At 71.7% G+C, this 26,931-nt stretch carries 27 protein-coding genes, 1 tRNA gene and 2 pseudogenes; 19 read left to right on the top strand and 11 right to left on the bottom strand.

Features of this window, described 5'->3' with window-relative positions; genetic code table 11:
• Positions 1 to 113: 113 nt before the first annotated feature.
• The 3 genes from ACRAWB_RS04250 to ACRAWB_RS04240 form a co-directional block, all read right to left on the bottom strand.
• Positions 114 to 189: transfer RNA gene (locus ACRAWB_RS04250), tRNA-Glu, on the bottom strand.
• A 94-nt stretch (positions 190 to 283) separates the two neighbouring features.
• Positions 284 to 1,186, bottom strand: a complete 903-nt coding sequence (locus ACRAWB_RS04245; RefSeq protein ID WP_431352204.1) for a YegS/Rv2252/BmrU family lipid kinase — start codon at positions 1,184 to 1,186, stop codon at positions 284 to 286.
• Between the two features lie 50 nt (positions 1,187 to 1,236).
• Positions 1,237 to 3,423, bottom strand: coding sequence for a heavy metal translocating P-type ATPase (locus ACRAWB_RS04240; RefSeq protein WP_431352203.1), 2,187 nt, complete (start codon positions 3,421 to 3,423; stop codon positions 1,237 to 1,239).
• A gap of 86 nt (positions 3,424 to 3,509) precedes the next feature.
• Here ACRAWB_RS04240 and ACRAWB_RS04235 point away from each other — a divergent pair, with 86 nt between their 5' ends.
• Together ACRAWB_RS04235 and ACRAWB_RS04230 are read left to right on the top strand one after the other, a co-directional pair.
• A complete protein-coding gene (locus ACRAWB_RS04235) occupies positions 3,510 to 4,148 on the top strand; it encodes an MBL fold metallo-hydrolase (RefSeq protein ID WP_431352202.1) in 639 nt (212 codons plus the stop codon).
• 10 nt (positions 4,149 to 4,158) lie between these two features.
• Positions 4,159 to 5,550 (top strand): cryptochrome/photolyase family protein, encoded by a 1,392-nt coding sequence (locus tag ACRAWB_RS04230; protein WP_431352201.1) that lies wholly within the window; start codon positions 4,159 to 4,161, stop codon positions 5,548 to 5,550.
• A 7-nt stretch (positions 5,551 to 5,557) separates the two neighbouring features.
• Here ACRAWB_RS04230 and ACRAWB_RS04225 read toward each other — a convergent pair whose 3' ends face one another.
• The gene (locus tag ACRAWB_RS04225; protein WP_431352200.1) at positions 5,558 to 5,821 is read right to left on the bottom strand and encodes a hypothetical protein; all 264 of its coding nucleotides are present in this window, start codon (positions 5,819 to 5,821) and stop codon (positions 5,558 to 5,560) included.
• A 41-nt stretch (positions 5,822 to 5,862) separates the two neighbouring features.
• Here ACRAWB_RS04225 and ACRAWB_RS04220 point away from each other — a divergent pair, with 41 nt between their 5' ends.
• Positions 5,863 to 6,051, top strand: coding sequence for a hypothetical protein (locus ACRAWB_RS04220; protein ID WP_431352199.1), 189 nt, complete (start codon positions 5,863 to 5,865; stop codon positions 6,049 to 6,051).
• Between the two features lie 79 nt (positions 6,052 to 6,130).
• Positions 6,131 to 6,877, top strand: a complete 747-nt coding sequence (locus tag ACRAWB_RS04215) for a nuclease-related domain-containing protein (RefSeq protein WP_431352198.1) — start codon at positions 6,131 to 6,133, stop codon at positions 6,875 to 6,877.
• Positions 6,878 to 6,907: 30 nt separating this feature from the next.
• On the opposite strand, the gene ACRAWB_RS04210 is transcribed toward ACRAWB_RS04215, so the two are convergent.
• Positions 6,908 to 7,786 carry a metal-dependent hydrolase gene (locus tag ACRAWB_RS04210; protein ID WP_431352197.1) on the bottom strand — a complete coding sequence of 293 codons (879 nt, stop codon included), beginning with the start codon at positions 7,784 to 7,786 and terminating at the stop codon, positions 6,908 to 6,910.
• Between the two features lie 62 nt (positions 7,787 to 7,848).
• On the opposite strand from ACRAWB_RS04210, the pseudogene ACRAWB_RS04205 reads away from it, so the two are divergent.
• A pseudogene (locus ACRAWB_RS04205) lies at positions 7,849 to 8,727 on the top strand (Dyp-type peroxidase); the annotation flags it as partial.
• Positions 8,728 to 8,764: 37 nt separating this feature from the next.
• On the opposite strand, the gene ACRAWB_RS04200 reads toward ACRAWB_RS04205, so the two are convergent.
• Positions 8,765 to 9,670, bottom strand: a complete 906-nt coding sequence (locus ACRAWB_RS04200) for a DMT family transporter (protein WP_431352196.1) — start codon at positions 9,668 to 9,670, stop codon at positions 8,765 to 8,767.
• Positions 9,671 to 9,709: 39 nt separating this feature from the next.
• Here ACRAWB_RS04200 and ACRAWB_RS04195 point away from each other — a divergent pair, with 39 nt between their 5' ends.
• The 5 genes from ACRAWB_RS04195 (at position 9,710) to ACRAWB_RS04175 (ending at position 13,136) form a co-directional block, all read left to right on the top strand.
• Positions 9,710 to 10,207: a MarR family winged helix-turn-helix transcriptional regulator gene (locus ACRAWB_RS04195; protein ID WP_431352195.1), complete on the top strand. Its 498-nt coding sequence runs from the start codon at positions 9,710 to 9,712 to the stop codon at positions 10,205 to 10,207.
• A gap of 87 nt (positions 10,208 to 10,294) precedes the next feature.
• Positions 10,295 to 11,146 (top strand): ABC transporter substrate-binding protein, encoded by an 852-nt coding sequence (locus tag ACRAWB_RS04190; RefSeq protein ID WP_431352194.1) that lies wholly within the window; start codon positions 10,295 to 10,297, stop codon positions 11,144 to 11,146.
• A complete protein-coding gene (locus tag ACRAWB_RS04185) occupies positions 11,107 to 12,036 on the top strand; it encodes an amino acid ABC transporter permease (protein WP_431352193.1) in 930 nt (309 codons plus the stop codon). The genes ACRAWB_RS04190 and ACRAWB_RS04185 overlap by 40 nt, the downstream gene beginning before the upstream one ends.
• Positions 12,033 to 12,779 (top strand): amino acid ABC transporter ATP-binding protein, encoded by a 747-nt coding sequence (locus ACRAWB_RS04180; protein WP_431352192.1) that lies wholly within the window; start codon positions 12,033 to 12,035, stop codon positions 12,777 to 12,779. Before ACRAWB_RS04185 ends, ACRAWB_RS04180 begins: the two co-directional genes overlap by 4 nt.
• A gap of 75 nt (positions 12,780 to 12,854) precedes the next feature.
• A complete protein-coding gene (locus ACRAWB_RS04175; protein ID WP_431352191.1) occupies positions 12,855 to 13,136 on the top strand; it encodes a hypothetical protein in 282 nt (93 codons plus the stop codon).
• Positions 13,137 to 13,142: 6 nt separating this feature from the next.
• Here ACRAWB_RS04175 and sufU read toward each other — a convergent pair whose 3' ends face one another.
• Complete coding sequence (sufU, locus tag ACRAWB_RS04170; RefSeq protein WP_431352190.1) at positions 13,143 to 13,580, bottom strand: Fe-S cluster assembly sulfur transfer protein SufU; 438 nt, start codon at positions 13,578 to 13,580, stop codon at positions 13,143 to 13,145.
• Positions 13,577 to 14,863: a SufS family cysteine desulfurase gene (locus tag ACRAWB_RS04165; RefSeq protein ID WP_431352189.1), complete on the bottom strand. Its 1,287-nt coding sequence runs from the start codon at positions 14,861 to 14,863 to the stop codon at positions 13,577 to 13,579. Before ACRAWB_RS04165 ends, sufU begins: the two co-directional genes overlap by 4 nt.
• 158 nt (positions 14,864 to 15,021) lie before the next feature.
• Between ACRAWB_RS04165 and ACRAWB_RS04160 the strand changes: the two genes are divergently transcribed.
• From ACRAWB_RS04160 to ACRAWB_RS04150, 3 genes are all read left to right on the top strand, one after another.
• Positions 15,022 to 16,689 carry an HAD family acid phosphatase gene (locus tag ACRAWB_RS04160; RefSeq protein WP_431352188.1) on the top strand — a complete coding sequence of 556 codons (1,668 nt, stop codon included), beginning with the start codon at positions 15,022 to 15,024 and terminating at the stop codon, positions 16,687 to 16,689.
• A 50-nt stretch (positions 16,690 to 16,739) separates the two neighbouring features.
• A complete protein-coding gene (locus ACRAWB_RS04155; protein ID WP_431352187.1) occupies positions 16,740 to 16,937 on the top strand; it encodes a hypothetical protein in 198 nt (65 codons plus the stop codon).
• A gap of 97 nt (positions 16,938 to 17,034) precedes the next feature.
• Positions 17,035 to 17,838, top strand: coding sequence for an alpha/beta fold hydrolase (locus tag ACRAWB_RS04150; RefSeq protein WP_431352186.1), 804 nt, complete (start codon positions 17,035 to 17,037; stop codon positions 17,836 to 17,838).
• A 115-nt stretch (positions 17,839 to 17,953) separates the two neighbouring features.
• Here the strand turns inward: ACRAWB_RS04150 and ACRAWB_RS04145 are convergent, their stop codons facing one another.
• Positions 17,954 to 19,357, bottom strand: coding sequence for an MFS transporter (locus tag ACRAWB_RS04145; protein ID WP_431352185.1), 1,404 nt, complete (start codon positions 19,355 to 19,357; stop codon positions 17,954 to 17,956).
• A 109-nt stretch (positions 19,358 to 19,466) separates the two neighbouring features.
• Positions 19,467 to 20,346, bottom strand: a pseudogene (locus tag ACRAWB_RS04140) (oxidoreductase).
• A 101-nt stretch (positions 20,347 to 20,447) separates the two neighbouring features.
• Here ACRAWB_RS04140 and ACRAWB_RS04135 point away from each other — a divergent pair.
• Positions 20,448 to 21,314, top strand: coding sequence for a helix-turn-helix domain-containing protein (locus tag ACRAWB_RS04135; protein WP_431352184.1), 867 nt, complete (start codon positions 20,448 to 20,450; stop codon positions 21,312 to 21,314).
• Here the strand turns inward: ACRAWB_RS04135 and ACRAWB_RS04130 are convergent.
• Positions 21,296 to 21,700: a DUF2510 domain-containing protein gene (locus ACRAWB_RS04130; RefSeq protein WP_431352183.1), complete on the bottom strand. Its 405-nt coding sequence runs from the start codon at positions 21,698 to 21,700 to the stop codon at positions 21,296 to 21,298. The genes ACRAWB_RS04135 and ACRAWB_RS04130 overlap by 19 nt on opposite strands.
• A 131-nt stretch (positions 21,701 to 21,831) precedes the next feature.
• On the opposite strand from ACRAWB_RS04130, the gene ACRAWB_RS04125 reads away from it, so the two are divergent.
• The 5 genes from ACRAWB_RS04125 (at position 21,832) to ACRAWB_RS04105 (ending at position 26,893) form a co-directional block, all read left to right on the top strand.
• Positions 21,832 to 23,739 carry a DUF4062 domain-containing protein gene (locus ACRAWB_RS04125; RefSeq protein ID WP_431352182.1) on the top strand — a complete coding sequence of 636 codons (1,908 nt, stop codon included), beginning with the start codon at positions 21,832 to 21,834 and terminating at the stop codon, positions 23,737 to 23,739.
• Positions 23,736 to 24,410, top strand: coding sequence for a hypothetical protein (locus tag ACRAWB_RS04120; protein WP_431352181.1), 675 nt, complete (start codon positions 23,736 to 23,738; stop codon positions 24,408 to 24,410). The genes ACRAWB_RS04125 and ACRAWB_RS04120 overlap by 4 nt, the downstream gene beginning before the upstream one ends.
• Positions 24,407 to 25,237 (top strand): hypothetical protein, encoded by an 831-nt coding sequence (locus ACRAWB_RS04115; RefSeq protein ID WP_431352180.1) that lies wholly within the window; start codon positions 24,407 to 24,409, stop codon positions 25,235 to 25,237. Before ACRAWB_RS04120 ends, ACRAWB_RS04115 begins: the two co-directional genes overlap by 4 nt.
• A 73-nt stretch (positions 25,238 to 25,310) precedes the next feature.
• Complete coding sequence (gene hpaH / locus ACRAWB_RS04110) at positions 25,311 to 26,096, top strand: 2-oxo-hept-4-ene-1,7-dioate hydratase (RefSeq protein WP_431352179.1); 786 nt, start codon at positions 25,311 to 25,313, stop codon at positions 26,094 to 26,096.
• Positions 26,081 to 26,893 (top strand): HpcH/HpaI aldolase family protein, encoded by an 813-nt coding sequence (locus ACRAWB_RS04105; protein WP_431352178.1) that lies wholly within the window; start codon positions 26,081 to 26,083, stop codon positions 26,891 to 26,893. The genes hpaH and ACRAWB_RS04105 overlap by 16 nt, the downstream gene beginning before the upstream one ends.
• The last annotated feature ends 38 nt before the right edge of the window (positions 26,894 to 26,931 follow it).

The raw sequence follows: 26,931 nt of genomic DNA, 5'->3' as shown, positions 1-26,931 counted from the left end.
GTGGCGCACCGGCCGCTCGGTGCCGGCAGACGGTGTTGCGCTACCCGGTCCGGGGTCCCGGGATGGCAAGAAAAAGCCCGCTCCCGGCGGATTTCTCCGTGGGAGCGGGCTGTTGGTGACCCCAGCGGGATTTGAACCCGCGTTACCGCCGTGAGAGGGCGACGTCCTAGGCCGCTAGACGATGGGGCCGTCTGGCAACTAGAAGATCATGCCACAGATGGGTTGCGGGTGCCAAAACGAGGGCGGCGTCCCGGGCGCGTCGCGAGGCTCCGCGCAGCGCGGATCACGCGAGGACGCGGAGGGCGCCCGGCGCGACCGTGACGTCGATCGGCAGCGGGCCGATGCGCTCGCCGTCCGCATAGGCGACGATCCCCTCCGCCTCGATGCGGACGGCGGCGGCGCGGAGCAGCGTGACCTCGGGGAGGTCGGTGTGCTCGCCGCGGAAGACCTTCGGGAACATGCGGAGGAACCGCAGTCGCGACATCCGCTCGACGATGAAGAGGTCGAGCATTCCGTCGGCGAGGTCGGCGTCGGGGGCGATGCGCATGCCGCCGCCGAGGGAGCGGTTGTTGGCGACCGAGACGAGCATGGCGTCCACCTCGATCAGGCGGCCGTCGGCCTGGATGCGGTACGGCCGGGCCCGCAGCGTCGCGAGCTCGCGGACCAGGGCGACGACGTAGCGGCTGCGGCCGCGCGGGCGCGTCATGAGGTTGGCGCGCTCGTTCACCGTCGCGTCGAAACCGGCGGAGACGACGCAGCCGAACCAGGTGGTCAGCTCGCCGTGGCGGATCGTGCCCGCGTCGATCGTGCGCGGCTCTCGTTGCAGGGCTTCGAGGAGGAGGTCGATCGCCGCCTCGGTGTCGTCGACCGGGATGCCGAGGCCGTCCGCGAGGTCGTTGCCCGTGCCGCTCGGGACGATGCCGAGCGGCAGGCCGGTCTCGGCCACGAGGTCGATGCCGAGGTTCGCCATGCCGTCTCCGCCGACGACGACCAGCGCGTCGGCGCCCTCCTGGATCGCCTTCGCGGTCTCGCGGCGCAGCAGCTCGATGTTCGCCTCGTCCATCGTGACCACCCGGTGGCCGGCCGCGCGCAGCCGCTCGACCACGCGTGGGCCGACCTCACGGCGGTGGCCGAAGGAGGCCATGGGGTTGACCGCGACGACGACGGCCCGCGGAGTCACGGTCACAGTGCACGATGATGACACATCACTGGCACGCTTCCCGGCACGCGCCTCCGTCAGAGGCGCAGGCGGCGGAGCAGCTGGGCGTTGAGCGCGACGACGATCGTCGAGACCGACATCAGCACGGCGCCGAACGCCGGCGAGACCAGGATGCCGAGGCCGATGGCCACGCCCGCCGCGAGCGGCAGCGCGATCACGTTGTAGCCGGTGGCCCAGCCGAGGTTCTGCAGCATCTTGCGGTAGGTCGCCCGGGACAGCGTGATCACCTTGGCGACCCCGCGCGGGTCGCTCGAGGCGAGGACCACGCCGGCGGACTCGATGGCGACGTCCGTTCCCGCGCCGATGGCGATGCCGACGTCGGCCTGCGCCAGCGCCGGGGCGTCGTTCACGCCGTCGCCGACCATCGCCACGCGCGAGCCGTCGGCCTGCAGCTGTGCGACTGTTGCCGACTTGTCGCCGGGCAGCACCTCGGCGAACACCTCGTCGATTCCGAGCTGAGCGGCGACCGAGTCGGCCACCGCCCGCGAGTCGCCCGTCAGCATGGCCACCCGGATGCCTGCGTCGCGCAGCGAGCGCACCGCCTCCTGCGACTCGGGGCGGATGACGTCCGCCAGGGCGATCAGGCCGAGGACACGGTCGCCGGCGAGCACGTAGACGACGGTCCGTCCCTCGCGACCGGCGGCGTCGGCGGCCTCGCGCAGCTCGGCCGCGGGCTCGAGTCCGCGCTCGCTCAGGAGGCGCGGCGCGCCGACGGTGATGGTCTCGCCCGCGACGCTCGCGGACGCGCCGCGTCCGCCCAGCGCCTCGAACTCCGCGACCGGCGCGATCGTCAGGCCGCGTTCGCGCGCGTGGCGGACGATCGCCGCACCGATCGGGTGCTCGGCGGGAGCCTCGACGGCCGCGGCGAGCGCGAGCAGCCGATCGGCGTCGCCGTCGCTCGCAACCACGGACACGACGCCCTGGCGGCCCTCGGTGAGCGTCCCGGTCTTGTCGAACAGGACGACGTCGATGCGACGGGCATCCTCCATGGCGTGGCGGTCGCGGATGAGCAGGCCGTTGCGGGCGCCGAGTGCGGTGGAGATCTGGGCGACCAGCGGGATGGCCAGGCCGAGCGCGTGGGGGCACGCGATGATCAGCACGGTGACGACGCGCTCGAGGACGAACGCGGGGTCGCCCGGCCGGAGGATCGTCCACACGACCAGGGTCAGCACGGCGACGGCGAGCGCGACGTAGAACAGCCAGGCGGCGGCACGGTCGGCGAGCACTTGCGCACCGGACTTGCTCGCCTGCGCCTCCGATACGAGCTTCATGATGCCGGCGAGGGCGGTGTCGCCTCCGGTGCGGGTGACGCGGACGACGAGCGAACCGCTTCCGGAGATGCTTCCGGCGACCACCTGCTCCCCCGCCGTGCGGGTGACCGGAGCGGACTCACCGGTCAGCAGGGACTCGTCGACGTCGCTGCGGCCGTCGACGATCTCGCCGTCGGCGGGGACGGCCGCGCCAGGACGGACGCGGACGAGGTCTCCGACGCGCAGCTCGGAGACCGCGACGGTCTGCGGCTCGGCGTGCGGTTCGGCGACGCGCTCGGCGGTGTCCGGGAGCAGCTTGGCCAGCTCACCCAGAGCGTCCTGAGCACCCATGACCGCGGACATCTCGATCCAGTGGCCGAGCAGCATGATCAGGATGAGGGTCGCGAGCTCCCACCAGAAGTCCATGCCGGGGAGGCCGAGGGTCACCGCGACGCTGTAGCCGAACGCGACCACGATGGCGAGCGAGATCAGGGTCATCATGCCCGGCTGCTTGGCCTTGAGCTCGTCGACCGCGCCCCGGAGGAAGACGAGTCCGCCGTAGAAGAAGATGACGACGCCGAAGACGGCGGGGATGTACTGGCTGCCCGGGAAGCGCGGACCGTCGAGGCCCAGGATCTCCTGCAGACCCTGCGAGAAGATGAGCGTCGGGATGGTCAGGACGAGGGTGAGCCAGAACTTGCGCTTGAAGATGGCCGGGTCGTGACCGGCGTGCCCGGAGTGGTCGTGGCCGGCGTGACCCGAGTGGTCGTGGCCGGCGTGACCCGCATGGTCGTGCCCTGCGTGACCGGAGTGGTCGTGCCCCGCGTGACCGGCATCGTCGTGCGCCATCTGCTCGGCGTGCTCGTGGCTCTCGTGATGCTCGTGGCCCTCGTGCCCGTGATGCTCGTCGTGCCCGTGCTCGGCGACCGGTGCGTGCTGTTCTCTCTCGTCCATAACGCCTCCAACGGTACCCCCTAGGGGTATGTTCCTCAACCTCTCCGCGCTTGCGTGCGCATCCCATCCGGTATTTCCTGGGACCCATGAGACTCACGAAGTTCGAACACTCGGGACTCCTCCTCGAAGAGGACGGACGCAAGCTCTTCGTCGACCCGGGCAGCTTCACCTCGCCGCTGACCGACACTGCGAACGCCGTGGCCGTGGTGATCACCCACGAGCACGCCGATCACTGGACCCCGGAGCAGCTGAACCGCGTCCTCGACCTCTCCCCCGATGCGAAGATCTTCGCGCCTGAGGGTGTCGCCAAGGCGGCAGCGGACTTCGACATCACCGTGGTGCACGCGGGCGACACCGTGGAGGCCGGCCCGTTCACCCTCCGGTTCTTCGGAGGCCGTCACGCCGTCATCCACGAGAGCATCCCCGTGGTGGACAACCTCGGTGTGCTGATCAACGACCAGCTCTACTACGCCGGCGACTCCTTCTTCATCCCGGAGGGCGTCGAGGTCGACGTGCTCGCGGCCCCGGCCGGAGCGCCCTGGATGAAGATCTCCGAGACGATGGACTACGTGCTCGCGGTGAAGCCCAAGCGCGCGTTCCCCATCCACGAGATGGTGCTCGCCCGCGCGGGCAAGGACATGTCGAACGCGCGTCTGCAGTGGGCGACCGAGCAGGGCGGCGGCACGTTCTATCCGCTCGAGCCCGGCGATTCGCTCGACCTGTGACCGCCGCCGGATGAGCGAGCCCGAGGAGCAGGACCGCCCCGCCGTCGTCTGGTTCCGCGACGACCTCCGCATCGCCGACAACCCCGCACTGCACGCGGCCGCCGAGTCCGGGCGGCCCGTGGTGTGCGTGTTCGTCTGGGACGACGAGACGCCCGGACTCCGGGCACCCGGGGCCGCAAGCCGGTGGTGGCTGCACCACAGCCTCGCGTCGCTGGCGGATTCGCTCGAGGGGCTTGGTGCGCGACTGACCATCCTGCGCGGCCCGTCGGAGACGACCGTCACCCGCCTGCTGCGGGACACGGACGCCGCCGCCGTCTTCTGGAACCGCCGCTACGGCGGCGTCGAGCGCCGGATCGACGAGGCGGTGAAGTCGACCGCGCACGACGACGGCCGGGAGGCGGTCAGCTTCGGCGCCAACCTGCTCTTCGAGCCGTGGACCATCCGCACCGGCCAGGGCACGGCGTTCTCGGTCTACACGCCGTTCTGGCGCGCGTGCCTGGCCGCGCCCGCGCCGCGCAGACCCGGCCCGGCGCCGCGGAGCCTGCGTGGTGCGCACGCACCTGAGACCGTGAAGGCCACCACCCTCGACGCGCTCGGCCTCCTGCCGACGCATCCCGACTGGGCCGACGGCCTCCGCGAGGCGTGGCAGCCCGGCGAGAAGGCGGCGCACCAGCAGCTGGAGAGCTTCCTGGCCGACGACGTGGGCGCGTATCGCGAGCAGCGCGACGTGCCCGGCGTGGACGCCACGTCGCGCCTCTCTCCCCGTCTGCGCTGGGGCGAGGTGAGCCCGCACCAGGTCTGGCACGCGACCGCGGAGCGCCGCGACCACGCGACCGCGCAGGGCGCCGCCACCTTCGTCTCGGAGCTCGGCTGGCGCGAGTTCGCCTACCACACGCTCTTCGAGCACCCCGATATGGCGACCGTGAACATCCATCGCGAGTACGACTCCTTCCCGTGGCCTCGGCTGCATCCGTCCGCGCTGAGGGCCTGGCAGAAGGGTCGCACCGGCATCCCGCTCGTGGACGCCGGGATGCGAGAACTGTGGAGAACGGGAGTCATGCACAACCGTGTGCGCATGGTGACCGCGTCGTTCCTCATCAAGAACCTGCTGATCGACTGGCGGCACGGGGAGCAGTGGTTCTGGGACACGCTCGTGGACGCGGACCCGGCCAACAACCCCTTCAACTGGCAGTGGATCGCCGGAAGCGGCGCAGACGCGGCCCCGTACTTCCGCGTCTTCAACCCCGAGCTGCAACGCGAGAAGTTCGACCCGCACGGCGACTACGTGCGCCGCTGGGTGCCCGAATGGGACACCGGTGACTACCCCGAGCCGATCGTCGACCTCAAGGAGACACGGCAGGCGGCCCTGGCCGCCTACGACGTGGTGAAGCGATCGCGCTGACGGAGGGTCAGCGGCCGTGCTCGGCCAGGATCTGGTCGACGTCGATGCGCTGCAGCAGGGCGTCCCAGTCGATCGACCGCGCCTCGTCGGCCGCCTCCTCCTCGGCGAACACCTTGCCGCTGCGCTCGACCACGACGCCGGCGGGCAGCATCCGGTTGAGCTCGGCGAGGATCGCGTCGTCGACGGCTTCGGTGTCGAAGTCGGCGCCGACGCGGGCGAGGTAGTCGCCGGAGACGGTGTAGGAGACGATCCCGGTTTCGATGCGGCTCATGCTCGCATGCTATCCCCTCGCCGAGGCGTACTGTGCGGGCCATGAGCGACCGACCGGACGACACCGCAGCACCCCGCGACGCCGAAGAGCTGACCGACGCCGTCAGCGACCTGGGACAGACCGACGAGGACCGTCTGGAGGCGGTCCGCGAGCACAACGAGTCACTGGAGGAGCGCCTGCCGAGCGACGACGACCTGCCGCGCACGCACGGGTCCCCGGAACAGGGGTAGCCTCCTCGCTCCGTCCCAGCCTTGGGGGCTGGGAGGTTCCCCGAGCGCTCCGTATGGTGGCCGAGTGAATGGACAGCGGATGCGCGACAGGGCCCCCGGGGCAGCCGTGATGGAGCACGTCGTGCGGCTGCACGCCCAGACCCCGCCCCGCTCCGCGATCAGCCGCGTACTGGGCCGTCACCCGCTCAGTGACGACGCCCAGCCCTGGTTCACCGGCGCGCTGGGCGAGCGCGAGGTCGGGGCGCTCCTCTCCCGCCTTCCGCAGGGCTGGAGCGCGTTCCACGCCGTGCCGGTCGGCTCCGGTGACGCGGACGTCGACCACCTGGTTGTCGGACCCGCCGGCGTCTTCGTGATCAACACGAAGCACCATCGCGGGGCCGCGTTGACCGTCTACGAGCGGTCGGTGCTCGTCAACGGCGTCAAGCAGCCGTACCTCCGCAACTCCGACCTGGAGGCGTCCCGGATCCGCGGACTACTGCTCCGCGCCGGTATCGAGGCGCCCGTCGAGCCGGTCATCGTCGTGGTCGGCGCCAAGGAGCTGAAGATGCGGCAGAGGCCCCGGCGCGCCGCCGTGCTGCGCTCCGAGGGCCTGGTGCGCTGGCTGTCACGCCGCCCGGGCCGCCTGGACGCGGAGACCGTTGCACGCGCCGCCTCCCTCTTCGACGACCCGGCCACCTGGCGTCCGGTCGCCGCCACGGACGACACCCTGGAGCGCTTCGGCGCGATCGAGCGGGAAGTGCGCAGCGCGCACTGGGTGCGCCTGGGCTGGGTTCTCGCAGCGGCGCTCGGGATGGTCGCGGTCGCGCTTCCGTTCCTGCCCCACTGACCGAGCGGACCGAGGGCGCCGAACGTCGTGTCAGGCGGGCTGCGCCGTCGTCCGCATGGTCAGGCCCAGAGCGCCGTCCGCCTCCGACAGCTCGAGAGCGACCGTGACGGACGCCAGCTCGGCCAGCGAGCGCAGATGGGTGCCGCCGCACGGGATCTCGACGACGCCCTCGGGCAGCTCGGCGCGCCAGCGACGGCGCTCCCCCAGCCCGTGACCGTCGCCGTCCCGGACGATCGCGATCGGAGCGGCCGCCGCGACCCATCCCGCCAGCGTCGCGTCGATCGCCTCGGTCGCCTCCTCGATGCGCCCCGCGAGCTCGGCCGCGGCGAAGCCCTTCTTCCGCAGGCTCTTGCCGATCCGGTACTCGTCGAGCGACCCCTCCGGCAGGATGCGCGAGGACGTGATGGCGAGCTGGTCGAAGTTCGGGCGACCGCGTCCATCGACCGGCACATCCTTCGTCCACAGCGGAGCGAAAGCGTCGTTCAGGGCGAGCGACGCCAGATGGCAGGCGGTGTGCCCGGCGGAGAGTGCGCGCCGCAGCTCCCCATCGACCGTCACGGTCGCCGTCGCGCCCGGCTCGATCCCCGACGCGTCGTCGACCAGGTGGCAGACGACGAAGGCCCACCCCTCGGTGCCGGTGCGCACGGGCGCGTTCCCGACGTACAGCGCGGAGCCGTCGGTCGCGCCGACGACCGCATCCACGATCGCATAGTCGCGCCCGTCCACCGCGAGCGTCCCCGCATCGGCCGGCTGGTCGGGCCAGACCGGGTCGACCGGGTGGAACGCCGTCCGGTCGAGTACGACGGCGGAGCGCCCCTCCTCCAGCGGCTCCACGTGGAGCACGGTGCCGGTCGAGGCGAGGTCGCCGTCGGGGTAGGTGACGACGGTGTCGGTGGCGGGGAACGTCATCCTCCCAGCCTACGGTCGCGCGCGAGTGGCGGAGCGCCGTCCCGGTACGGCAGCATGGCGGCATGGCGAACACCGGCGACCAGCCCTGGCAGCGCGTCCCCATCGATCCCCAGAGCGTCGACGCGCCGTTGTCGCGCGCGGCGGTCTTCCTCGTGGTCACGGTCGGCGCGTCCGACGAGGCGCTGGCCACCGTGAAGGATGTCCTCGGCGGCATCACCGACCAGGTCAAGACGGTCGGCTTCCGCGACCTCGGCGCCCGGCTCTCCTGCAACGTCGGCATCGGCGCCGCTCTGTGGTCGCGCCTGACCGACACGCCACCGCCGCGGGAGCTGCACCCCTTCCGGGAGATCGCGGGTCCGGTGCACACGGCCGTGTCGACGCCCGGCGACCTGCTGTTCCACATCCGGGCAGAGCGCGGCGACTTCACCTTCGAGCTGGAGCGGCAGCTGCTCGACGCGCTCGGCGACGCGGTCGAGGTCGTCGACGAGGTGACCGGGTTCCGCTACTTCGACGCCCGCGACCTGCTCGGCTTCGTCGACGGCACCGCCAACCCGGCCGGCGGCGACATGACGCAGGCGACGACGGTCGGCGACGAGGACCCGGAGCACGCCGGCGGCAGCTACGTCGTCGTCCAGAAGTACCTGCACGACCTGTCGAAATGGGGCAAGCTGCCGGTGCCGTCGCAGGAGGGCGTGATCGGCCGCACCAAGGTGGAGAACATCGAGCTGCCGGACGCGGAGCACGGCCAGAAGTCGCACAAGACGCTCGCGACGATCGTGGACGAGGCCGGCGTCGAGCACGAGATCCTGCGCGACAACATGCCGTTCGGCCGCCCCGGGCACGGCGAGTTCGGGACGTACTTCATCGGCTACTCGCGCGCGCTGTGGGTGATCGAGCGGATGCTGGAGCGGATGTTCGTCGGCGACCCGGTCGGCAGCTACGACCGCATCCTGGACTTCTCGACCGCGGCCACCGGAGTCACGTTCTTCGCGCCGACGAGGACCTTTTGGAGTCGCTGGGCGACTGAGGCCGCCGCCGCACCTGGCCGACGGCGATGCCGGCGAGCACGATCGCGAGTCCGGCGAGCTGTCGGCCGCTCAGCACCTCTCCGGCGACCACCGCTCCCAGCACCACGCCGGTGACGGGGTTGAGCAGTCCGATCAGGCCGACCGTTCCGGCGGGAAGGTGGCGCAGCCCCGCGAACCAGGCGACGAACGCGAGCGCTGTCGCGACGACGGTCACGTAGGCGAAGCCGGCCAGCGCCGGGCCGTCGAGTGCGGGCGGCGCCCCCTCGACGACGAGCGCCGAAGGGAGGACGAGCACACCGCCCGCGAGCAGCTGCCAGGCGGTGGAGGCGACGAGATCGACGCCGCCCCAGCGGGTCGCCAGGGCGTATCCGGTCGCCGAGCCGGCGAGGGCGAGGAGCGCCAGGAGGATGCCGACCGGATCGACCGGCCCGTCGCCCCCGAACAGCATCAGTGCCACCCCGGCGATGCCCGCGACGCCGCCGACCAGCGCAACGGCCCGTGCCCGCTGGCCCAGTACGATCCGAGCCGCGGCCATCAGCGCCAGCGGCGAGGCGGCCATGACCGTGGCGGCCACGCCGGACGGCAGCCGCTGGGCCACCGCATAGACGAGCGCGAAGAAGCCGCCGGTGTTGAGGACGCCGAGCACCGCCGTGCGCCACCACCACGCGCCATGCGGCCGGCGGCGCGCGATCAGCAGGAGAAGCAACCCCGCGGGCAGGGCCCGGATCACCGCGCCCCACAGCGGCTCCGCGGGCAGGACGGCACGGGTGACGACGTAAGTGGAGCCCCAGGCGACCGGCGCGATCGCCGTCACGAGCATCCATCGCCAGGAGGCGCGGAGCGATGTATCTTCCATGGAAACTACTTTAGCTTCCGCGGAAGGTATTGTGAAGGCATGGATCACGAACCAGACGCTGTCGACGCCATCCAGGCCGAATGGAGGCGCGAGCGACCAGAGCTGGACGTCTCACCTCAGGGCGTCATCGGCCGGCTCCACCGCGTCGCCGCCCGTCTGACCGACGAGCTCACGACGGTCTACGACCGGCACGGGCTCGCCGAGGGCGACTTCGACGTGCTCGCCACCCTGCGGCGCGCGGGCGCCCCCTTCGAGCGGACCCCCGGCGAGCTGGCCGAGCACACGATGATCACGACCGGCGGGATGTCGAAGCGCATCGACCGTCTCGAGCGGGCCGGCCTCGTCACACGGCGCGCCTCGGAGACCGACGGGCGCGGGCGCGTGGTGGCCTTGACCGAGCGCGGCCGCGAGGCGATCGATGCGGCGTTCACGGATCACATGGCGAACGAACGCCGACTGGTCGACGAGTTGGACGCGCACGACGCGGCCGAGCTTCAGCGCATCCTGACCCTCTGGCTCGGCCGGCTGGGCGCGTAACACAGCGCAAGGAAGTTGCCCCTCGCGCGCGCGTGCGAGAGCCTGACAGCACCCCTGCCCCGCACCGTGCATCCACCCGGAGGATCCATGTCCCGCTCGCGCCGCATCCTGGCCGTCGCCGCCGCCGTCACCGCCACCGCGCTCGCTCTCGCGGGCTGCTCCGCGGGGTCCGCCGGCAGCGGCTCCTCCTCCGGCGGCGACGACGGCTACATCACCCCCGGCAAGCTCACCATCGGAACCGCCGAACCGGCCTACTCGCCGTGGGTGCTCGACGACAAGCCGCAGTCGGGCAAGGGCTTCGAGGCCGCCGTCGCGTACGCCGTCGCCGACAAGCTGGGCTTCAAGAAGGGTGACGTCACCTGGGTGCGCACCACCTTCGACCAGGCGATCGCGCCCGGACCGAAGACCTTCGACTTCAACCTCCAGCAGTTCTCGATCACCGACGAGCGCAAGAAGGCCGTCGACTTCTCGTCGCCGTACTACGAGACCAGCCAGGTGGTCGTGACCACGGCCGCCTCTCCCGCCGCCAAGGCGTCCTCGATCGCCGACCTCAAGAAGCTCACCATCGGCGCCCAGACCGGCACGACCAGCTTCGACGCGGCCGAGAAGCAGATCGCCCCGAGCGGCGGCGTGCAGGCGTTCAACACCAACGACGACGCCAAGCTGGCGCTCGAGAACAAGCAGGTGGACGCCATCGTCGTCGACCTGCCCACAGCCTTCTACCTGCGGGATGCGGAGCTCAAGGACGGCAAGATCGTCGGCCAGCTCCCCAAGGTCGACGGGCAGCAGGGCGACCAGTTCGGCCTCGTGCTCGCCAAGGACAGCGCCCTGACGAAAAAGGTGACCGAAGCGGTCGACGCGCTCCGCACCGACGGCACGCTCGACAAGCTCGCCACGCAGTGGCTCGCCGCCGACGGCGACGCGCCCGTGCTGAAGTAGCCTTCGACGGTGAGCACCACCACGTCCACCCCTCCCGCACCCACCGGCGCTCCCCGCCCAGCGCGGTCGAGCTCGACCGCCGGCTCTACCGCAAGCGCCAGACCACGCGCTCGGTGCTGATCAGCCTGGCCAGCACCCTCGTGGTCGCGGTGCTGGCGTGGGTGTTCGTGATCAACACGCCCGGGTGGGCGCGGGTCCAGCAGACGTTCTTCGACCCGGCCGTCGCCGTGGAGGCGTGGCCGCGCGTCTTCGAGGGACTGCTCCTCAACATCCGGGTGCTCATCGTCGCGGCGATCGGGGTGCTGATCGTCAGCATCCTGCTCGCCACCGCGCGCACCCTGCGCGGACCGATCTTCTTCCCGCTGCGCGCACTGGCCGCCGGGTACACCGACCTGTTCCGCGGCATGCCTCTGATCATCGTGCTGTACCTGGTCGGCTTCGGGCTGCCCGGACTGGGCGTGTTCCCGCGGATGCCACCGGAGTTCTGGGGCACGATCGCGCTCGTCCTGGTCTACTCGGCCTACGTCTCGGAGGTCTTCCGGGCGGGGATCGAGGCGGTTCACCCGTCGCAGCGGCTCGCCGCGCGCGGGCTCGGGCTGTCGTATTCGCAGACGCTGCGGCTCGTCATCCTGCCCCAGGCCGTCCGCAAGGTGACCCCTGCCCTGATGAACGACTTCGTCGCGATGCAGAAGGACGTCGGCCTGATCTCGGTGCTCGGAGCGGTGGATGCGGTGCGCGCCGCCCAGATCGAGACCGCGGCCACCTACAACTTCACCCCGTACGTGCTGGCGGGCCTGCTGTTCGTCCTCCTCGCGCTGCCGATGATCCGGCTCACCGACTGGTATTCGGCACGCATCCGCCGCCGCGAGCAGGTCGGGAGCATCGTATGAGCGAGCCGGTCCTGCGCCTGCGAGGCGTGCGCAAGCGCTTCGGCGAGGTGGAGGTGCTGCGCGGCATCGACCTCGACGTGCACCAGCACGAGGTCGTCGCCTTGATCGGGTCGAGCGGGTCGGGGAAGTCGACGCTGCTGCGCACGGTCAACCTCCTGGAGCAGCTGGACGACGGGCAGATCTTCCTCGGCGAGCAGGACATCAGCGACCCGCGCGTCGACGCGGATGCGGTCCGCGGGCGGATCGGCGTGGTCTTCCAGCACTACAACCTGTTCCCGCACCTGTCGGTGCTCGACAACGTGACGCTCTCCTCCCGCCGCGTGCACCGCCTCCCGAAGGCGGACGCCGAGCGGAAGGCGCTCGCGCTGCTCGACGGGATCGGGCTGGGCGACAAGGCGAAGGAGTTCCCCGACCGGCTGTCCGGCGGCCAGCAGCAGCGCGCGGCGATCGTCCGCGCCATCGCGACCGACCCCGAGCTGCTGCTGCTCGACGAGGTGACCAGCGCGCTCGACCCGGAGCTCGTCGGCGAGGTGCTGGAGCTCATCCGCTCGCTCAAGGCCTCCGGCACCACGATCGTGATGGCGACGCACGAGATGGCCTTCGCGCGCGACGTCGCCGACCGCGTCGTGTTCCTCGACGCAGGTGTCATCGCCGAGCAGGGTCCGCCCGCGCAGCTGTTCGGCGCACCGCGTGAGGACCGCACGCGCGCCTTCCTCGCGCGCTTCGCCGAGCCGATCGCGTAACGCGGCGAAGGGTTACGCAACAGGTCGTCATCTTCATGGCGACGGGATGCGGCGGCGCGATACAAACAGTCGATCATGTCGCGCATCTTCACGAGCACGTTCAACCCCGGCCGCGCCCGCTGGGAGCTGGTCGTCAGCCCCCAGGGCGACGTCTACGCCTTCCCGCTGACCCTGCCCATCGCGCAGCGGCAAGCGCTCGGCGGCCACAAGCGGTACCTCGTCGGCCGGGTGACCAAGGGCTCGGAGACGTGGGTCGCGGCGGGGCCGTCCGGGCTCGTCTACGGGACGACGTTCCCCTCGCTGCCGTCGGCGGTCGAGGCGATCGCGGCCGAGGTCGACCTGTCGCCGGTGCCGTAGCCGGCCTCAGGCGGACTTGAGCAGCGCGTCCTCGAGGGCGACCCAGGGCAGCATCGCGCACTTCACGCGCGTGACGTACTTCGAGACACCGGCCAGCGCGACTGCGTCGCCCAGCAGCTCCTCGTCACCCTCCAGCGCGCCCTTCGAGTGCATCAGCTCACGGAACGCGGCGATGGAGGCGGCCAGCTGGTCCCGGTCGACCTCGTGCACCAGATCGCTCAGCAGCGACGCGGAGGCGGTCGAGATCGAGCAGCCGTGCCCCTCCCAGCCGATCGAGCGGATGCGGCCGTCGGCGTCCGTGCGCACGCCGACCGTCACCTCGTCGCCGCAGGTGGGATTGAACTGGTGGGAGCTCGCCGCCTCGTCGCCGGCGATACCGTAGCCGTGCTTCTCCTTGGAGTGGTCGAGGATGACCTGCTGGTACAGGTACTGCAGGTCGCTCATCGGACGCCTCCCGCCACGCCGAAGAAGACGCGGGCGTCGGCGATCGCCTCGACCGCCGCGTCCACCTCGTCGGCGGTGTTGTAGAGGTAGGTGCTGACGCGCGTGCTCGCCGTCGCGCCGAAGCGGCGGTGCACCGGCTGCGCGCAGTGGTGGCCGACGCGCACCGCGATGCCGCGGTCGTCGAGGAACTGGCCGACGTCGTGCGCGTGGATACCGTCCACGACGACGCTCGCCAGACCGACCCGCGGAACACCTGGGCCGGGGCCCAGGACGCGGACGCCCTCGATCTCGGAGAGCCCGGCGAGCAGCCGCTCGCCCAGCGCCTCCTCGTGCGCCTCGATCGCCGGCATCCCGACGCCCTCGAGGTAGTCGACGGCGGCGGCCAGCGCGACCGCCTGCGACACACGCTGCGTGCCCGCCTCGAACCGCTGCGGCGCGGGCAGGTACTCGGCGCCCTCGAGGGTGACCTGCGTGATCATCGAACCGCCCGTGAGGAACGGCGGGAGGGCGTTCAGCAGCTCGCTGCGACCGTACAGCGCGCCGACGCCGGTCGGGCCGAGCATCTTGTGCCCGGAGAAGACGGCGAAGTCGACGTCGAGCGCCGGGAAGTCGACCGCGAGATGCGGGACGGACTGGCAGGCGTCGAGCACGACCAGCGCGCCGTGCTCGTGCGCCAGGGCGACGAGCTCGGCGACGGGGTTGATGCCGCCCAGGACGTTGGAGACGTGCGCGAACGCCACGACCTTGGTGCGGGGGCCGATCAGCTCGGCGGCCTGGTCCAGACGCAGCATCCCGTCGTCGGTGAGGCCGATGACGCGGAGGGTCGCGCCGGTGCGCGCGGCGAGCTCCTGCCAGGGGATGAGGTTCGCGTGGTGCTCGGCCTCGGTCACGACGATCTCGTCGGCCGCCCCGAGACGGAACCGCTCGGCGGCCGCTCCACCGCGGCCGAGGGAGGCGTTCGACATCCCGTAGGCCAGCAGGTTGATGCCCTCGGTGGCGTTCGAGGTCCACACCAGCTCCTCCGGCCGCGCGCCGACGAAGCCGGCCACGCGGGCCCGGGCGTCCTCGAACAGCTCGGTCGCCTCGCCGGCGACGGTGTGCGCGCCGCGATGCACGGCGGAGGTGTAGCGCTCGGCGAAGGCGCGTTCCGCATCCAGGACCTGGCGGGGTTTCTGCGACGTCGCCCCGGAGTCGAGGTAGACGAAGGGATGCCCGTTCACCTCGCGGGAGAGGATCGGGAAGTCCGCGCGGATCGCGGCCGTGTCGAGGATTTCGGTGCGCATACGGGCCACAACGTTACCGGGGTCCGCTTCAATCCCGCTGTGCGTTCCGCGCTCGCGTGCTCATCGGCGCACTTGGAGTCGAGGGCGCGCGGTGGCTAGGCTGCACCTGGCCCCCGAACAGGGGTGGAATCCGACGACCCGATGGCGAAGGTGCGGTCATGGCGAATACTCTCCCCACTCCCTCCCGGCTCCGGCGCGCGCTCGTCGCGGGTGCCGGTGCTCTGGCTCTGGCGCTCGGCGTCGGGCTGGCGGACGCGCCCGCGGCGCAGGCCTGGGATCCCGGCCACGGCGGCGGCCACGGCGACACGGCGCTGGCACCGCGGACCTCGTTCACCATGGCGCCGGACGGCTCCAGCGGCGCGACGGCCGGCGGCGAGGGCATCCCGAACATCGACTCGGTCAAGAAGACCATCGCGACCTACTACGGCGACCCGGGCACCGGCATCGCCAACAAGACCGACTCTCCTTACATCCGTGAGCTCGCCGGCATCCTCGCCCGCGAGAAGTCCCAGCTGCAGGCCGGCTACGACCGTGCGATCACGCACGGCCAGAAGCCCGCGATCGTCTTCGACGCCGACGACACCACGCTGTGGACGTACGACATGGAAGTCGCGGACATGCACTTCACCTTCGACCCGAAGGAGCAGGACGTCTGGGTCCAGGACCAGCGCTTCCCTGCCACGCCCGGGATGGTGGCCTTCGTCAACCGGGCGGCCGCGATCGGGTACACCGTCTTCGGTCTGACCGGTCGGAACGATGACCAGAAGGCCGCGACCCTCGGCAACCTGACGAAGGACGGCTACACCGCCTTCACCGCCGACCGGTTCTACACGAAGTGGACGGGCGTGGGCGCCTCGCAACAGCCGTCGTACGTCTCGTGCGCCACGGCGAAGTGCACGACGGTCGAATACAAGGCGCTCACGCGCAAGCACATCCAGGACCTCGGCTACACGATCACGCTCAACGTGGGCGACCAGTGGTCCGACCTGCAGGGCGGGTACGCGCAGCAGTCGCTGAAGCTGCCGAACCCGACGTACTACCTCCCGTCGCCGGACCTTCCCGGTGTGAACGAGCCGCAGCTCGCGCCCCGTACGCACTTCACGATGGCGCCGGACGGCTCCAGCGGCGCGACCCAGGGCGGCGAGGGCATCCCGAACATCGACTCGGTGAAGAAGACGATCGCGACCTACTACGGCGACCCGGGCACGGGCATCGCGGACAAGACGGACTCGCCGTACATCCGGGAGCTGCGCTCGATCGTGCAGCGCCAGGCGCCGGTGGTCGCCGCGCAGTGCTTCGTCGAGAAGAAACTGCATCGCAATCCGGCGATCGTGCTCGACACCGACGACACCACGCTGTGGACGTACGACATGGAGGTGGCGGACATGCACTTCACCTTCGACCCGGTCGAGCAGAACGTGTGGGTGCAGGAGCAGCGCTTCCCGGCCACGCCGCATATGACGACGCTCGCCGCCGTCGCCCAGAAGGCCGGCTGCACGCTGATCGGGCTGACCGGCCGCAACGACGACCAGAAGGCCGCCACTCTGGGCAACCTGGCGAAGGTCGGCTACACCGGCTTCACGGCGCAGAACTTCTACACGAAGTGGACGGGCGTGGGCGCCTCCCAGCAGCCGGCGTACATCCAGTGCGCGACGGCGAAGTGCACGACGATCGAGTACAAGTCGCAGACGCGGGCTCACATCGAGTCGGCGGCCGGCGGGAAGTTCGATATCGTCGCGAACTTCGGCGACCAGTACATCGACCTGATCGGCGGCTACGCCGACCGGAGTGTGAAGCTGCCGAACCCGACGTACTACCTGCCGTGACGGGTCTGCTCAACCGTGCCCCGGGCGACCCTCGCCGGTAGGCTCGGGGCATGGTCGAGCGGACGAACGGGTCGCCGTGGTTCTTCATCCTCGGAGTGGCGCTCGTCGTCGTCGGGTTGGTGGGACCGCTGCTGGTGGACGCCGTGACCGGGGACGTCCAGTGGCTCGTCCGCGGGGCGGGTGTCCTGGTCGCGATCGGCGGCGCTGTGCTCATCGGCTTCGGGGTGCGGCGGCGCCAGGGGCGCTGATCCCTCCGCCGAATTGCTCGTCGTTGCTGCCAGGCCCGGCGTGTCGACCGCAACGACGAGCAAGTCGGCGCGGGGCGCGAGGGATACGCTGGCGGCCATGAGTACGGTCACGTCCTCCGACGGCACTTCTCTCGCGTACGAGCTCGACGGGAGCGGCCCCGCCGCCATCCTCGTCGACGGCGCGCTCTGCTTCCGCGACGCAGGGCCCATGCGGCCGATCGCCGCGGCGCTGCGCGATCGGCTGACCGTCGTCCTCTACGACCGGCGCGGCCGGGGCGAGAGCACGGACGCGCTCGCCGATCCCGCCGCGGGCGCGGTGGCGGTCGCACGCGAGATCGACGACCTCGCCGCGCTGATCGACGCTGCCGGCGGCTCCGCCTCGCTGTTCGGGATGTCGTCGGGCGGCGCGCTGGCGCTCGCGGCGGCCGCCGCGCTCGGTGCAGACCGCGTTCCCCGCGTCGCCGTCTACGAGCCGCCCTACTTGCCGGACCCGATGCTGCCGTCCGCGCAGGCGTACACCCAGCAGCTGCAGGCGGCCCTGGCTGCAGGCGACCGCGAGGGCGCCGTCGCGCTGTTCCTCCGGCGCGTGGGCGTGCCGGAGGCGGGCATCGAGGGCATGCGCCGCTCCCCCGGCTGGGACGCGACGCTCGCGCTCGCTCCCACACTCGCCTACGACGACGCCGCGATGGGCGACAGCCGCGTGCCGGACGACCTCCTGCAGGCCATCCCCGTCCCCGTGCTCGGTCTCGCCGGCGAGCAGACTCCCGACTTTCTCCGGCTCGGCGCCGAGGGCGTCGCATCCGGCGCACAGGACGGCACCTACGAGATCGTCGCCGGGCAGACCCACGACGTCTCCGCCGACGCCGTCGCTCCGCACCTGCTCCGCTTTCTCACCGTCTGACGCGCCGCCGCCACGACGCCGTCGAGTCCGCGAAGACTGCACAGTGCGACGGCGTGTCGCGTGCACTCTTCGCGGACTCGATGGTGGGCGATACCGCGTCAGCTCGACGCGAGCGTCAGCTCGCGGAGGCGCGAGCCGGCGCGGGCTCGGCGGTGCGGATGCCTCGGATGGGGCTGACCTCCTGCTCGGCCTCGTGGTCCGGGCCGAGCGGGATGCCGGTGCGGTCGCGGAGGACGAGGGTGGCCAGCAAGCCGAGGACGGTCATCCCGGCGAGGTACCAGGTCACCGACAGCGTGCTGCCGGTCGCCTGCACGAGCGCGGTGGCGATGGTCGGCGCGAAGGCGCCGCCCAGGATCGCGCCGATCGCGTAGGAGATCGACACCCCGGAGAAGCGGATCGAGGCCGGGAACAGCTCCGAGTACAGCGCCGCCTGCGGCCCGTAGGTGAAGCCGAGACCGATCGTGAGGATGGCGAGCCCGACGAGCAGCAGCCCGATGTTGCCCGTGTTGACCAGCGGGAACAGGGTGAACACGCCGACGAGCTGCAGGATCCAGCCGACGATATAGGTGGTGCGGCGTCCGATGCGGTCGCTCAGCCAGCCCGCGACCCACGTGGCAAGCAGCCACGTGACCGCGGAGGCGGCCACCGCCCACAGCACCGGACCGCGCTCGAGCTTCAGCGGCCCCTCCGGGTTGGTCGCGTAGTTCTGGATGTACCCACCCGTGGTCATGTAGCCGACGGCGTTGTTACCGGCGAAGACGAACGCGGCGACGATCACCAGGAGCCAGTGCTTGCGGAACAGCTGCACGATCGGCATGCGGGTGCGCGCGCGGCGCTCGGCGATCTCGGTGAACACCGGGCTCTCCTCGACGCGGCGACGGACCCAGTAGCCGATCAGGATGAGCACGACCGACAGCAGGAACGGCACCCGCCATCCCCACGCCAGGAAGGCGTCGCCCGGCGCGATGACAGTCATCAGCGCCATGATCCCCGAGGCGAGCAGCAGCCCGAGCGGCACGCCGATCTGCGGGGACGCGCCGAACAGGCCGCGCTTCGCGGTCGGCGCGTGCTCGACGGCCATGAGGACCGCGCCGCCCCACTCGCCGCCGGCCGAGATGCCCTGCAGCACACGGAGCAGCACCAGCAGGATCGGTGCGGCGATCCCGATGGCCTCGTACGTCGGCAGCAGGCCGACGAGCGCCGTCGCCAGGCCCATCAGGATGAGCGTGGCGACGAGCACCCGACGCCGGCCGTACCGGTCGCCGAAGTGACCGGCCAGGAACGCGCCCAGGGGACGGAACAGGAAGCTGACGCCCACGGTGAGGAACGACAGCACGGTCGCGAACTGCGGACCCGCCGGGGCGAAGAACAGCTGCCCGAAGACGAGTCCGGCGGCGGACGCGTAGATGAAGAAGTCGTACCACTCGACCGTGGTGCCGATCACCGTGGCGAAGACCACGCGGCGGCGGTCGGTCGGCGACCGGAAGCTACCGGTCGGCGTGAAAGGGGATGTGCTCATCGTCGTGTACTCCCGGAATTGCTGACATCATCGTCCGGAGCGGCGCTCCGTGCGGCAATGATATACGATTTCGCATCCGACGCAACGGGCGATGTCCGCATCCCGTTCGTCAGCCGATCGCGTTCAGTTCCCGCAGCGCATCCGCCGGCAGTTCGAGCGCCGCAGCGGCGATGTTGTCGCGCAGGTGCGCCACGGAGGACGTGCCCGGGATGAGCAGCAGGTTGGGCGACCGCTGCAGCAGCCAGGCGAGCGCGACGGCCAACGGCGTCGTCTCGAGCCGGGCGGCGACCGCGGCGAGCTCGCCGGACTGCAGCGGGCTGAAGCCGCCGAGCGGGAAGTACGGCACGTACGCGATGCCCTCCCGGGCGGTCTGCTCGATCAGGGCGTCGTCGTGCCGGTTCGCGATGTTGTAGAAGTTCTGCACCGTGACGACCGGAGCGATCGTCTGCGCCTCGGCGAGCTGGTCTGCGGACACCGTGCTCAGCCCGAGGTGCCGAATGAGCCCCTGGCGCTGCAGATCGGCCAGCGCGCCGAACTGCTCGGCGAGCGACCCCGGCTCCGGGCGGTCGAAGCCGCCCACCCGGAGGTTCACGACGTCGAGCGCGTCCAACCCCAGCGAGCGGAGGTTCTGGTGCACCTGGTCGCGCAGCTGCTGCGGCGAGCGCGCATGGGGCCAGCCGCCGTCGGCGTCGCGTTCCGCTCCGACCTTCGTGACGATGTGCACCTGCTCCGGATAAGGCGCGAGCGCTTCACGGATCAGCTCGTTGGTGACGTGAGGTCCGTAGAACTCGGCGGTGTCGATGTGGGTGATGCCCGCTTCCACGACCGCGCGCAGCACGGCGATGGCCTCGTCGCGGTCGGCGGGCGGCCCGGAAGACGCCCGGGCCGGCGAGCTGCATGGCGCCGTAGCCGACGCGGGTGAGGTCGAGGTCTCCCACGCGGTAGGTGCCGCCGGGGAGGGTGGAGAGGGTCTGTTCGGAATCGGTCATGCCTCCACTCTGCGCGTCCGTCAAGCGATCAGGCAGTGCCGCCGCGATCCTGGGGATGAGAGGACCTGGCTGCGACCTGTGGACACTTCTAGACTCGCCTGGTGCCCACCCGCTCCGATCCCAACTCCCTCGGCGAATACCTCCGCGCCCGGCGTGAGCTGGTCGATCCTGCCGCGGTCGGGCTCCGGGTCACCGGCGTGCGCCGCACCCCGGGTCTCCGCCGCGAGGAGGTCGCGACGCTGGCCGGGATCAGCGCCGACTACTACCTCCGGCTGGAGCAGGGCCGGGACCGGCACCCGTCCGCGCAGGTGCTCACCGCCCTGGCCCGCGTCTTCGACCTCGACCCCGACGCCACCGCCTACCTGCTGAGCCTGGCCGAGCCGAAGCCGGCCGCGGCCCGCCGCGCCGTCCGCCGCACGGTGCCGAAGGGGATCCTCCAGCTGCTCGACTCGCTGGACCTTCCCGCCTTCGTCGAGGACCGGATGTTCGACGTCCTCGCCGCGAACCCGCTCGCGACCGCTCTCTCCCCCGCCATCGCCCCTGGGAGCAACCGCCTCCGATCGCTGTTCCTCGACGACGCCGAGCGAGCGCTCTATCCGGACTGGGAGCAGGCGACCGCCGGCCTCATCGCGTCGTTCCGCGCGTCCATCGGCAGCGACGTGGCCGACCCGCGCATCGCGCAGCTGGTCGGCGAGCTCTCGCTACGCAGCGAGCACTTCCGCCGGCTGTGGGCGCGCCACGACGTCCGCGGGCTGGGCGGCGGCGCCGCGCGGCTCGACCATCCCCGGCTCGGGATGCTGGAGCTCAGCCGCGAGAAGCTGCCGATCGGCGACTCGGGCGGCCAGCTGCTCGTGATCTATCACGCCGAGCCCGGGTCGGCGACGGCCGCGGCGCTCCGGACGTTGCGCGACGAGCTGCGTCCCGAGCAGGCCCAGGAGACCGACGGCCGTCAGTTGCGGGTGAAGTAGAGGAACATCCAGACGACGAAGAGGGCCGCGCCGACGATCCCGATGACGAGCCCCGAGGTCGCGCGTCCGCGTCCGGCGTTCGGCTGCCCCGCCCCCTCCAGCTGCTCTGCCATCCGTCGGCCTTGCACGCCGAAGACGATCGCCAGGATGGACGGGAGGGCGAACGGGTTGATGACCAGGCTGACGAGGCTCCAGACGAGTGCGCTGGTCGCCTTGCTGTTCTTCACCGGAACGGCCGGCGCGTAGTACGGGTAACTCTGCGGCGGATAGGTGGGCACCGGAGCGACCGGGACGGGCTGGACGTGCTGCGTCCAGGCGGCGCCATCCCAGTACCGCACCGTCCCCGGGCCGCTCGGATCGGCATACCAGCCGGGCACTGCGGTCATCGTCCACCTCTCTCGCGGGTCGTCCGTCCAGTCTCCCGGTCGGCCTGCCGCCGACGTCAGCCCCTCTCCGGGGCGCATCGCCGGCATCCGCCCCCTGGTGCAGCGCCGGGCGCGTGGCCCACAATGCGGGCATGACTCCGGGGCCACCCGTGATCCGGACACCCGACCAGCGCCTGCGGATCTTCGTCAGCTCGACCCTCAAGGAGCTCGCCGCCGAACGCCGCGCGGCGCGCTCCGCCATCGAGCGCCTGCATCTCGCTCCGGTGATGTTCGAGCTGGGCGCCCGCCCGCATCCACCGCGGGACCTGTACCGGGCCTATCTGGAGCAGAGCGACGTCTTCGTCGGGCTGTACTGGGAGCGCTACGGCTGGGTCGCGCCGGACGAGGAGGTGTCGGGGCTGGAGGACGAGTACAACCTCTGCCCGCCCGACCTCCCCCGGCTCATCTACATCAAGGACCCGGCCCCGGCCCGCGAGGAGCGGCTGACGGAGCTGCTGGCGCGCATCCGGAACGACGACCATGCGTCGTTCAAGTACTTCGAGTCGGCCGGGGAGCTGGAGGCGCTGCTGGAGGCGGACCTCGCGGTGCTGCTCGCCGAGCGGTTCGAGCTCAGCCGGGCCGCGGCCGCGTCTCCCACGATCGCGGCCGCCGCTCCCGCCCCCGCGCCCGCACCGGCGACCTCCCTCCCCGTGCCGCTGACCCGCCTCGTCGGTCGCGAGGACGACATCGCCGCCGTGCGCAGGATGCTCGACGAGGGCGCGCGGCTGGTCACCATCCTCGGCCCGGGCGGCATCGGCAAGAGCCGTCTCGCCATCGCGACGGCGGCGGGCATGGCCGAGCACTTCCCGGACGGGTCGGTCTTCGTCGACCTCGCGCCCGTGCACGACAGCGCGGGCCTCACGGTCGCGCTCGCCCGCGCGCTCGGGGTGCGCGACACCGGTGATGCACCCCTCGACGACAAGGTGACCACCGCGCTCCGCGACCGACGCCTGCTGCTCGTGCTGGACAACTTCGAGCAGGCGCTCGCCGCGGCGCCCGCCGTCACGGCGCTCCTCGCCGCCGCTCCCGGGGTCGCCGCCCTCGTCACGAGCCGGTCGCTCCTCCGGGTGGGAGGCGAGCGTGGTTACGACCTCGGCCCGCTTCCCGACGGAGACGCGGTCGCGCTGTTCGTGGAGCGCGCCCACGCCGTGCGTCCCGATTTCGAGGTCACCGCGTCGAACGCCGCCGACGTCGAGCGGATCTGCGCGGCGCTCGACCGCGTCCCCCTCGCCTTGGAGCTGGCCGCCGCGCGCATCCGCGTCCTCCCGCCCGCCGAGCTGGCGCGTCGCCTCGACCGCCGGCTGCCCCTGCTGGTCGGGGGCGCCCGCGACCTCCCCGAGCGGCAGCGGACGCTGCGGGCGACCATCGACTGGAGCGTGCAGCTTCTCGATCCGCCCGTGCGGGTGGCCCTGTCCCGGCTCGGCGTGTTCGAGGGCGGGTTCAGCCTGGAGGCGGCGGAGTCCGTCGTCGCGGCCACCGCCGGCTCCGGAGCGGACGACGCCGACACGCTCTCGTGCCTGGCGAACCTGGTCGACAACAGCCTCGTCCGCCAGCACGACGACGTGGACACGCCTCGCTTCTCGCTGCTCGCGACGGTCCGGGAGTACGCGCTCGAACAGCTGGAGCAGGAGGGCGCGCTCGCACGGACCCGCGACGCGCACGCGGCCTACTACCTCGCGCTCGGCGACCGGGCCGACCCCGAGCTGGAGGGCGCCGGCCAGCACGCCTGGGTGATGCGGCTGGCCGAGGACACGGGCAACCTGCGGGCCGCGGTCCGGCACCTGCTCGACGAACGCGACTGGGAGCGCGCCGCCCACCTGGCCTGGAGCCTGTACGTCTACTGGTGGGTCACCGGCCTTCTCGGCGAAGTGCGCGGCTGGATGGAGCGTCCGCTCGCTAGCGGGGACCCCTGGACGACCGGACGCGCGCCATCGCCCTCTACTTCACGCAGGCGATCGCGTTCTGGCAGGACCACGAGGGCACGGTCGTCGAGAAGTTGAAGGAGAGCGCCGAGCTGTTCCACGGCGCCGACGACTCCGACGGCGAAGCGCTCGCGCTCATCTCGGTGGCCCTGGCGATGCTGGCGTCGGCCGAACCGGACCCCGCCGCGGCCGACGGCGCGATGGAGACGAGCCTCGGCCTGTTCCGCGACGGCGGCGACCGCTGGGGCCAGGCGATGGCGCACGTCATGCTGGGCCGCGTCGCGTTGCTCCGGCAGCAGGTGGATGCGGCCCTCGCCCAGTTCGAGGAGAGCCTGACCCTGGCGCGCGACAACGGCGACGAGCTCGGCGTGACGATCGCGCAGCACCACCGCGGGTGGGCGCGCCTGCTGCTCGGCGACCCGGCCGGCGCGACCTCCGACTTCGCCGGGTGCCTGGCACTGTCCGTCCGGCTCGGGCACGTGGAAGGCGTCGCCTACGGGTTGGAGGGCATGGTCGCCGTCGCCGCGCTCGCGGGCGACGTGCGGCGCACGGGGCGCCTGCTCGGCGCGGTACGCACCCTGCGGGAGCGCACGGGCCTGCACAACGCGCCGGCGTTCTCGTTCCACCAGCTGTTCGTCGACCGGATGCTGGCGGCCGGCGCCGACCGCGACGCGTTCGACGCCGCGGTGGCCGAGGGACGCGGCCTCGCCGTCGAGGACGCCGTGGCCGAGGCGCAGGGGCACACGTGAGCGACCGCATCCACCCCTACACGCGCGTGGTGGGCGCGATCATCATCCCGTTCCTGGTGGCGGCGTTCGTGCTGCTGTATCCCCTCGCCGACACCACCGACGCGCTGTTCGCCTGGACCATCCTGCCGCCGATCACCGCGATGCTGCTCGGCAGCGCGTACGCCGGCGGGATCGTGTTCTTCGTGCACGTCGTCCGGCCGAACACCTGGCGGTCGGTGCGCCACGGGTTCCCCGCGGTGCTGCTGTTCGCGACGCTGCTCGCCGTGGCGACGTTCCTGCACTGGGACCGCTTCCACTTCGGCTTCCTGTCGTTCAACGTCTGGGTGACGCTGTACGTGACGACGCCTTTCCTCATCCTCGTGGCGATGATCCTGAACCGCGGGGAGGACGACCGGTCCCCGTCGCCGCGGGAGGTGCTGCTTCCGGGGTGGGTCCGCATCCTGCTGACCCTCATCGGGATCGGTTCGCTCGTGACCGGCCTGGTGCTGTTCGTGGCGCCGCAGGTCGGCATCGCGGTGTGGGCGTGGCCGCTGACACCGCTGACCGCGCGGGTGTGCGGCGCGATCCTGACGCTGCCCGGGATGGTGAACGTCTGGATGCTCGGCGACGCCCGATGGAGCGCGTTCCGGCAGATCTTCCAGGCGCAGCTGCTCGCGCTGGCGCTGATGCTGCTGGCGCCTCGCGCTGCGCGGCGGCGAGCTGCTGTGGTCGCGGCCGTCGGCGCCGCTGTTCGTGAGTGGGTTGGCGGTGTCGCTGCTGGCGTACGCGGCGCTGTACTGGTGGGCGGAGGCGCGGCGGGGGCGGTGACTGCCGCATGGCCGCAATAGGCAACCGCCGCCGGATGATATACGATCCATCGCGGGGCCTCCCGCCCCTCCTCCGACGTCGAAGGGAGCCCGCGTGCTCGACAGCCCGACCATCCAGGCGATCGCGGATGAGCTCGCCGCGGCGGAACGCGACCGCAGCACGGTGCCGCTGCTGACCGCCCGGCATCCGGAGATGACCGTCGAGGACTCCTACGCCGTCCAGCGCGTGTGGGTCGAGCGCGGGCTTGCCGACGGGCGTCGGCTGGTAGGCCGCAAGATCGGGCTCACGTCGAAGGTCATGCAGCAGGCGACCGGCATCACGGAGCCCGACTACGGCGCCATCTTCGCCGACATGGTCTACGAGACCGGGTCCGTCATCCCGTTCGACCAGTTCTCGAACGTCCGCATCGAGGTCGAACTCGCGTTCGTGCTGCGCGAGCCGCTGGAGGGCCCGGATGTGACCCTCTACGACGTTCTGGACGCGACGAAGTACGTCGTCCCCGCGCTCGAGATCCTGTCGTCCCGCATCGAGTTGCAGGGCCGCACCATCGTCGACACCATCTCGGACAACGCGGCCATGGGCGGCATGGTCGTCGGCGGCCGCCCGGTGGCGGCGGACGCGGTCGACCTGCGCTGGGTGAGCGCCCTCTTGTACCGCAACGAGACGATCGAGGAGTCGGGCGTCGCCGCCGCCGTGCTCGACCACCCCGCGAACGGCGTCGCGTGGCTGGCGAACAAGCTGGCGCAGCACGGGACGCGGCTCGAGGCGGGCGACATCGTCCTCGCCGGATCGTTCACCCGCCCGATGTGGGTGGAGCGCGGCGACACCGTCCACGCCGACTACGGAACCCTGGGAGCCGTCACATGCCGATTCGTCTAGACCCGACGCCCACCTTCGCCGACCGGCTGCGCGCGGCGGACCGGACGCTGTTCGGGATGTGGTCCTGCGGCGGCAGCGCGCTCGCCGCCGAGATCTGCGCGGGCAGCGGGCTCGACATCGTCCTCATCGACGGCGAGCACTCCCCCATCGGCCTGGAGTCGATCCTCGCCCAGCTGCAGGCGGTCGCCGCCTACCCGACCGTGCCGGTGGTCCGCGCGCCCTACGGCGACACCGTCGTGATCAAGCAGCTGCTCGACCTGGGTGCGCAGAACATCCTGGTGCCGATGGTCGACAGCGCGGAGCAGGCGGAGGCGATGGTCCGTGCGGTGCGCTACCCGCCGCAGGGCGTCCGCGGCGTGGGCAGCGCCCTGGCGCGCTCGTCGCGCTGGAGCCGCATCCCGGACTACCTGGCCCGCGCGAGCGAACTGGTGTCGCTCACGGTGCAGATCGAGACGGTCGAGGGACTGGACGCGGCCGCCGGCATCGCGGCGGTCGAGGGTGTGGATGCGCTGCTCGTCGGCCCCGCCGACCTCGCCGCGTCGATGGGCCGGCTCGGGCAGCAGAACCATCCGGACGTCGTCGCCGCCGTCGAGCGCGTGATCGACGCGGGACGCGCGGCCGGAACGCCGGTCGGCGTGAACGCGTTCGACCCGGCGATGGCGGACCGGTACGCCGCGGCGGGCGCGGCGTACGTGCTGGTGGGCTCCGACGTGACGCTGCTGGCGCGCGCCTCCGAGGCGCTGGCGGACCGCTTCATCGGCGACTCCTCCGACGGCCGCGCGCCGGCGGCGTATTGACTGCATTGCCGCACCTCCACAGATCGTATACAATCCTG

This window comes from Leifsonia poae (genome assembly GCF_050632865.1).
Lineage (GTDB): Bacteria > Actinomycetota > Actinomycetes > Actinomycetales > Microbacteriaceae > Leifsonia > Leifsonia poae_B.
Note: the sequence above shows the minus strand (reverse complement) of the source record. Positions and strands in the feature narration are given on the sequence as shown.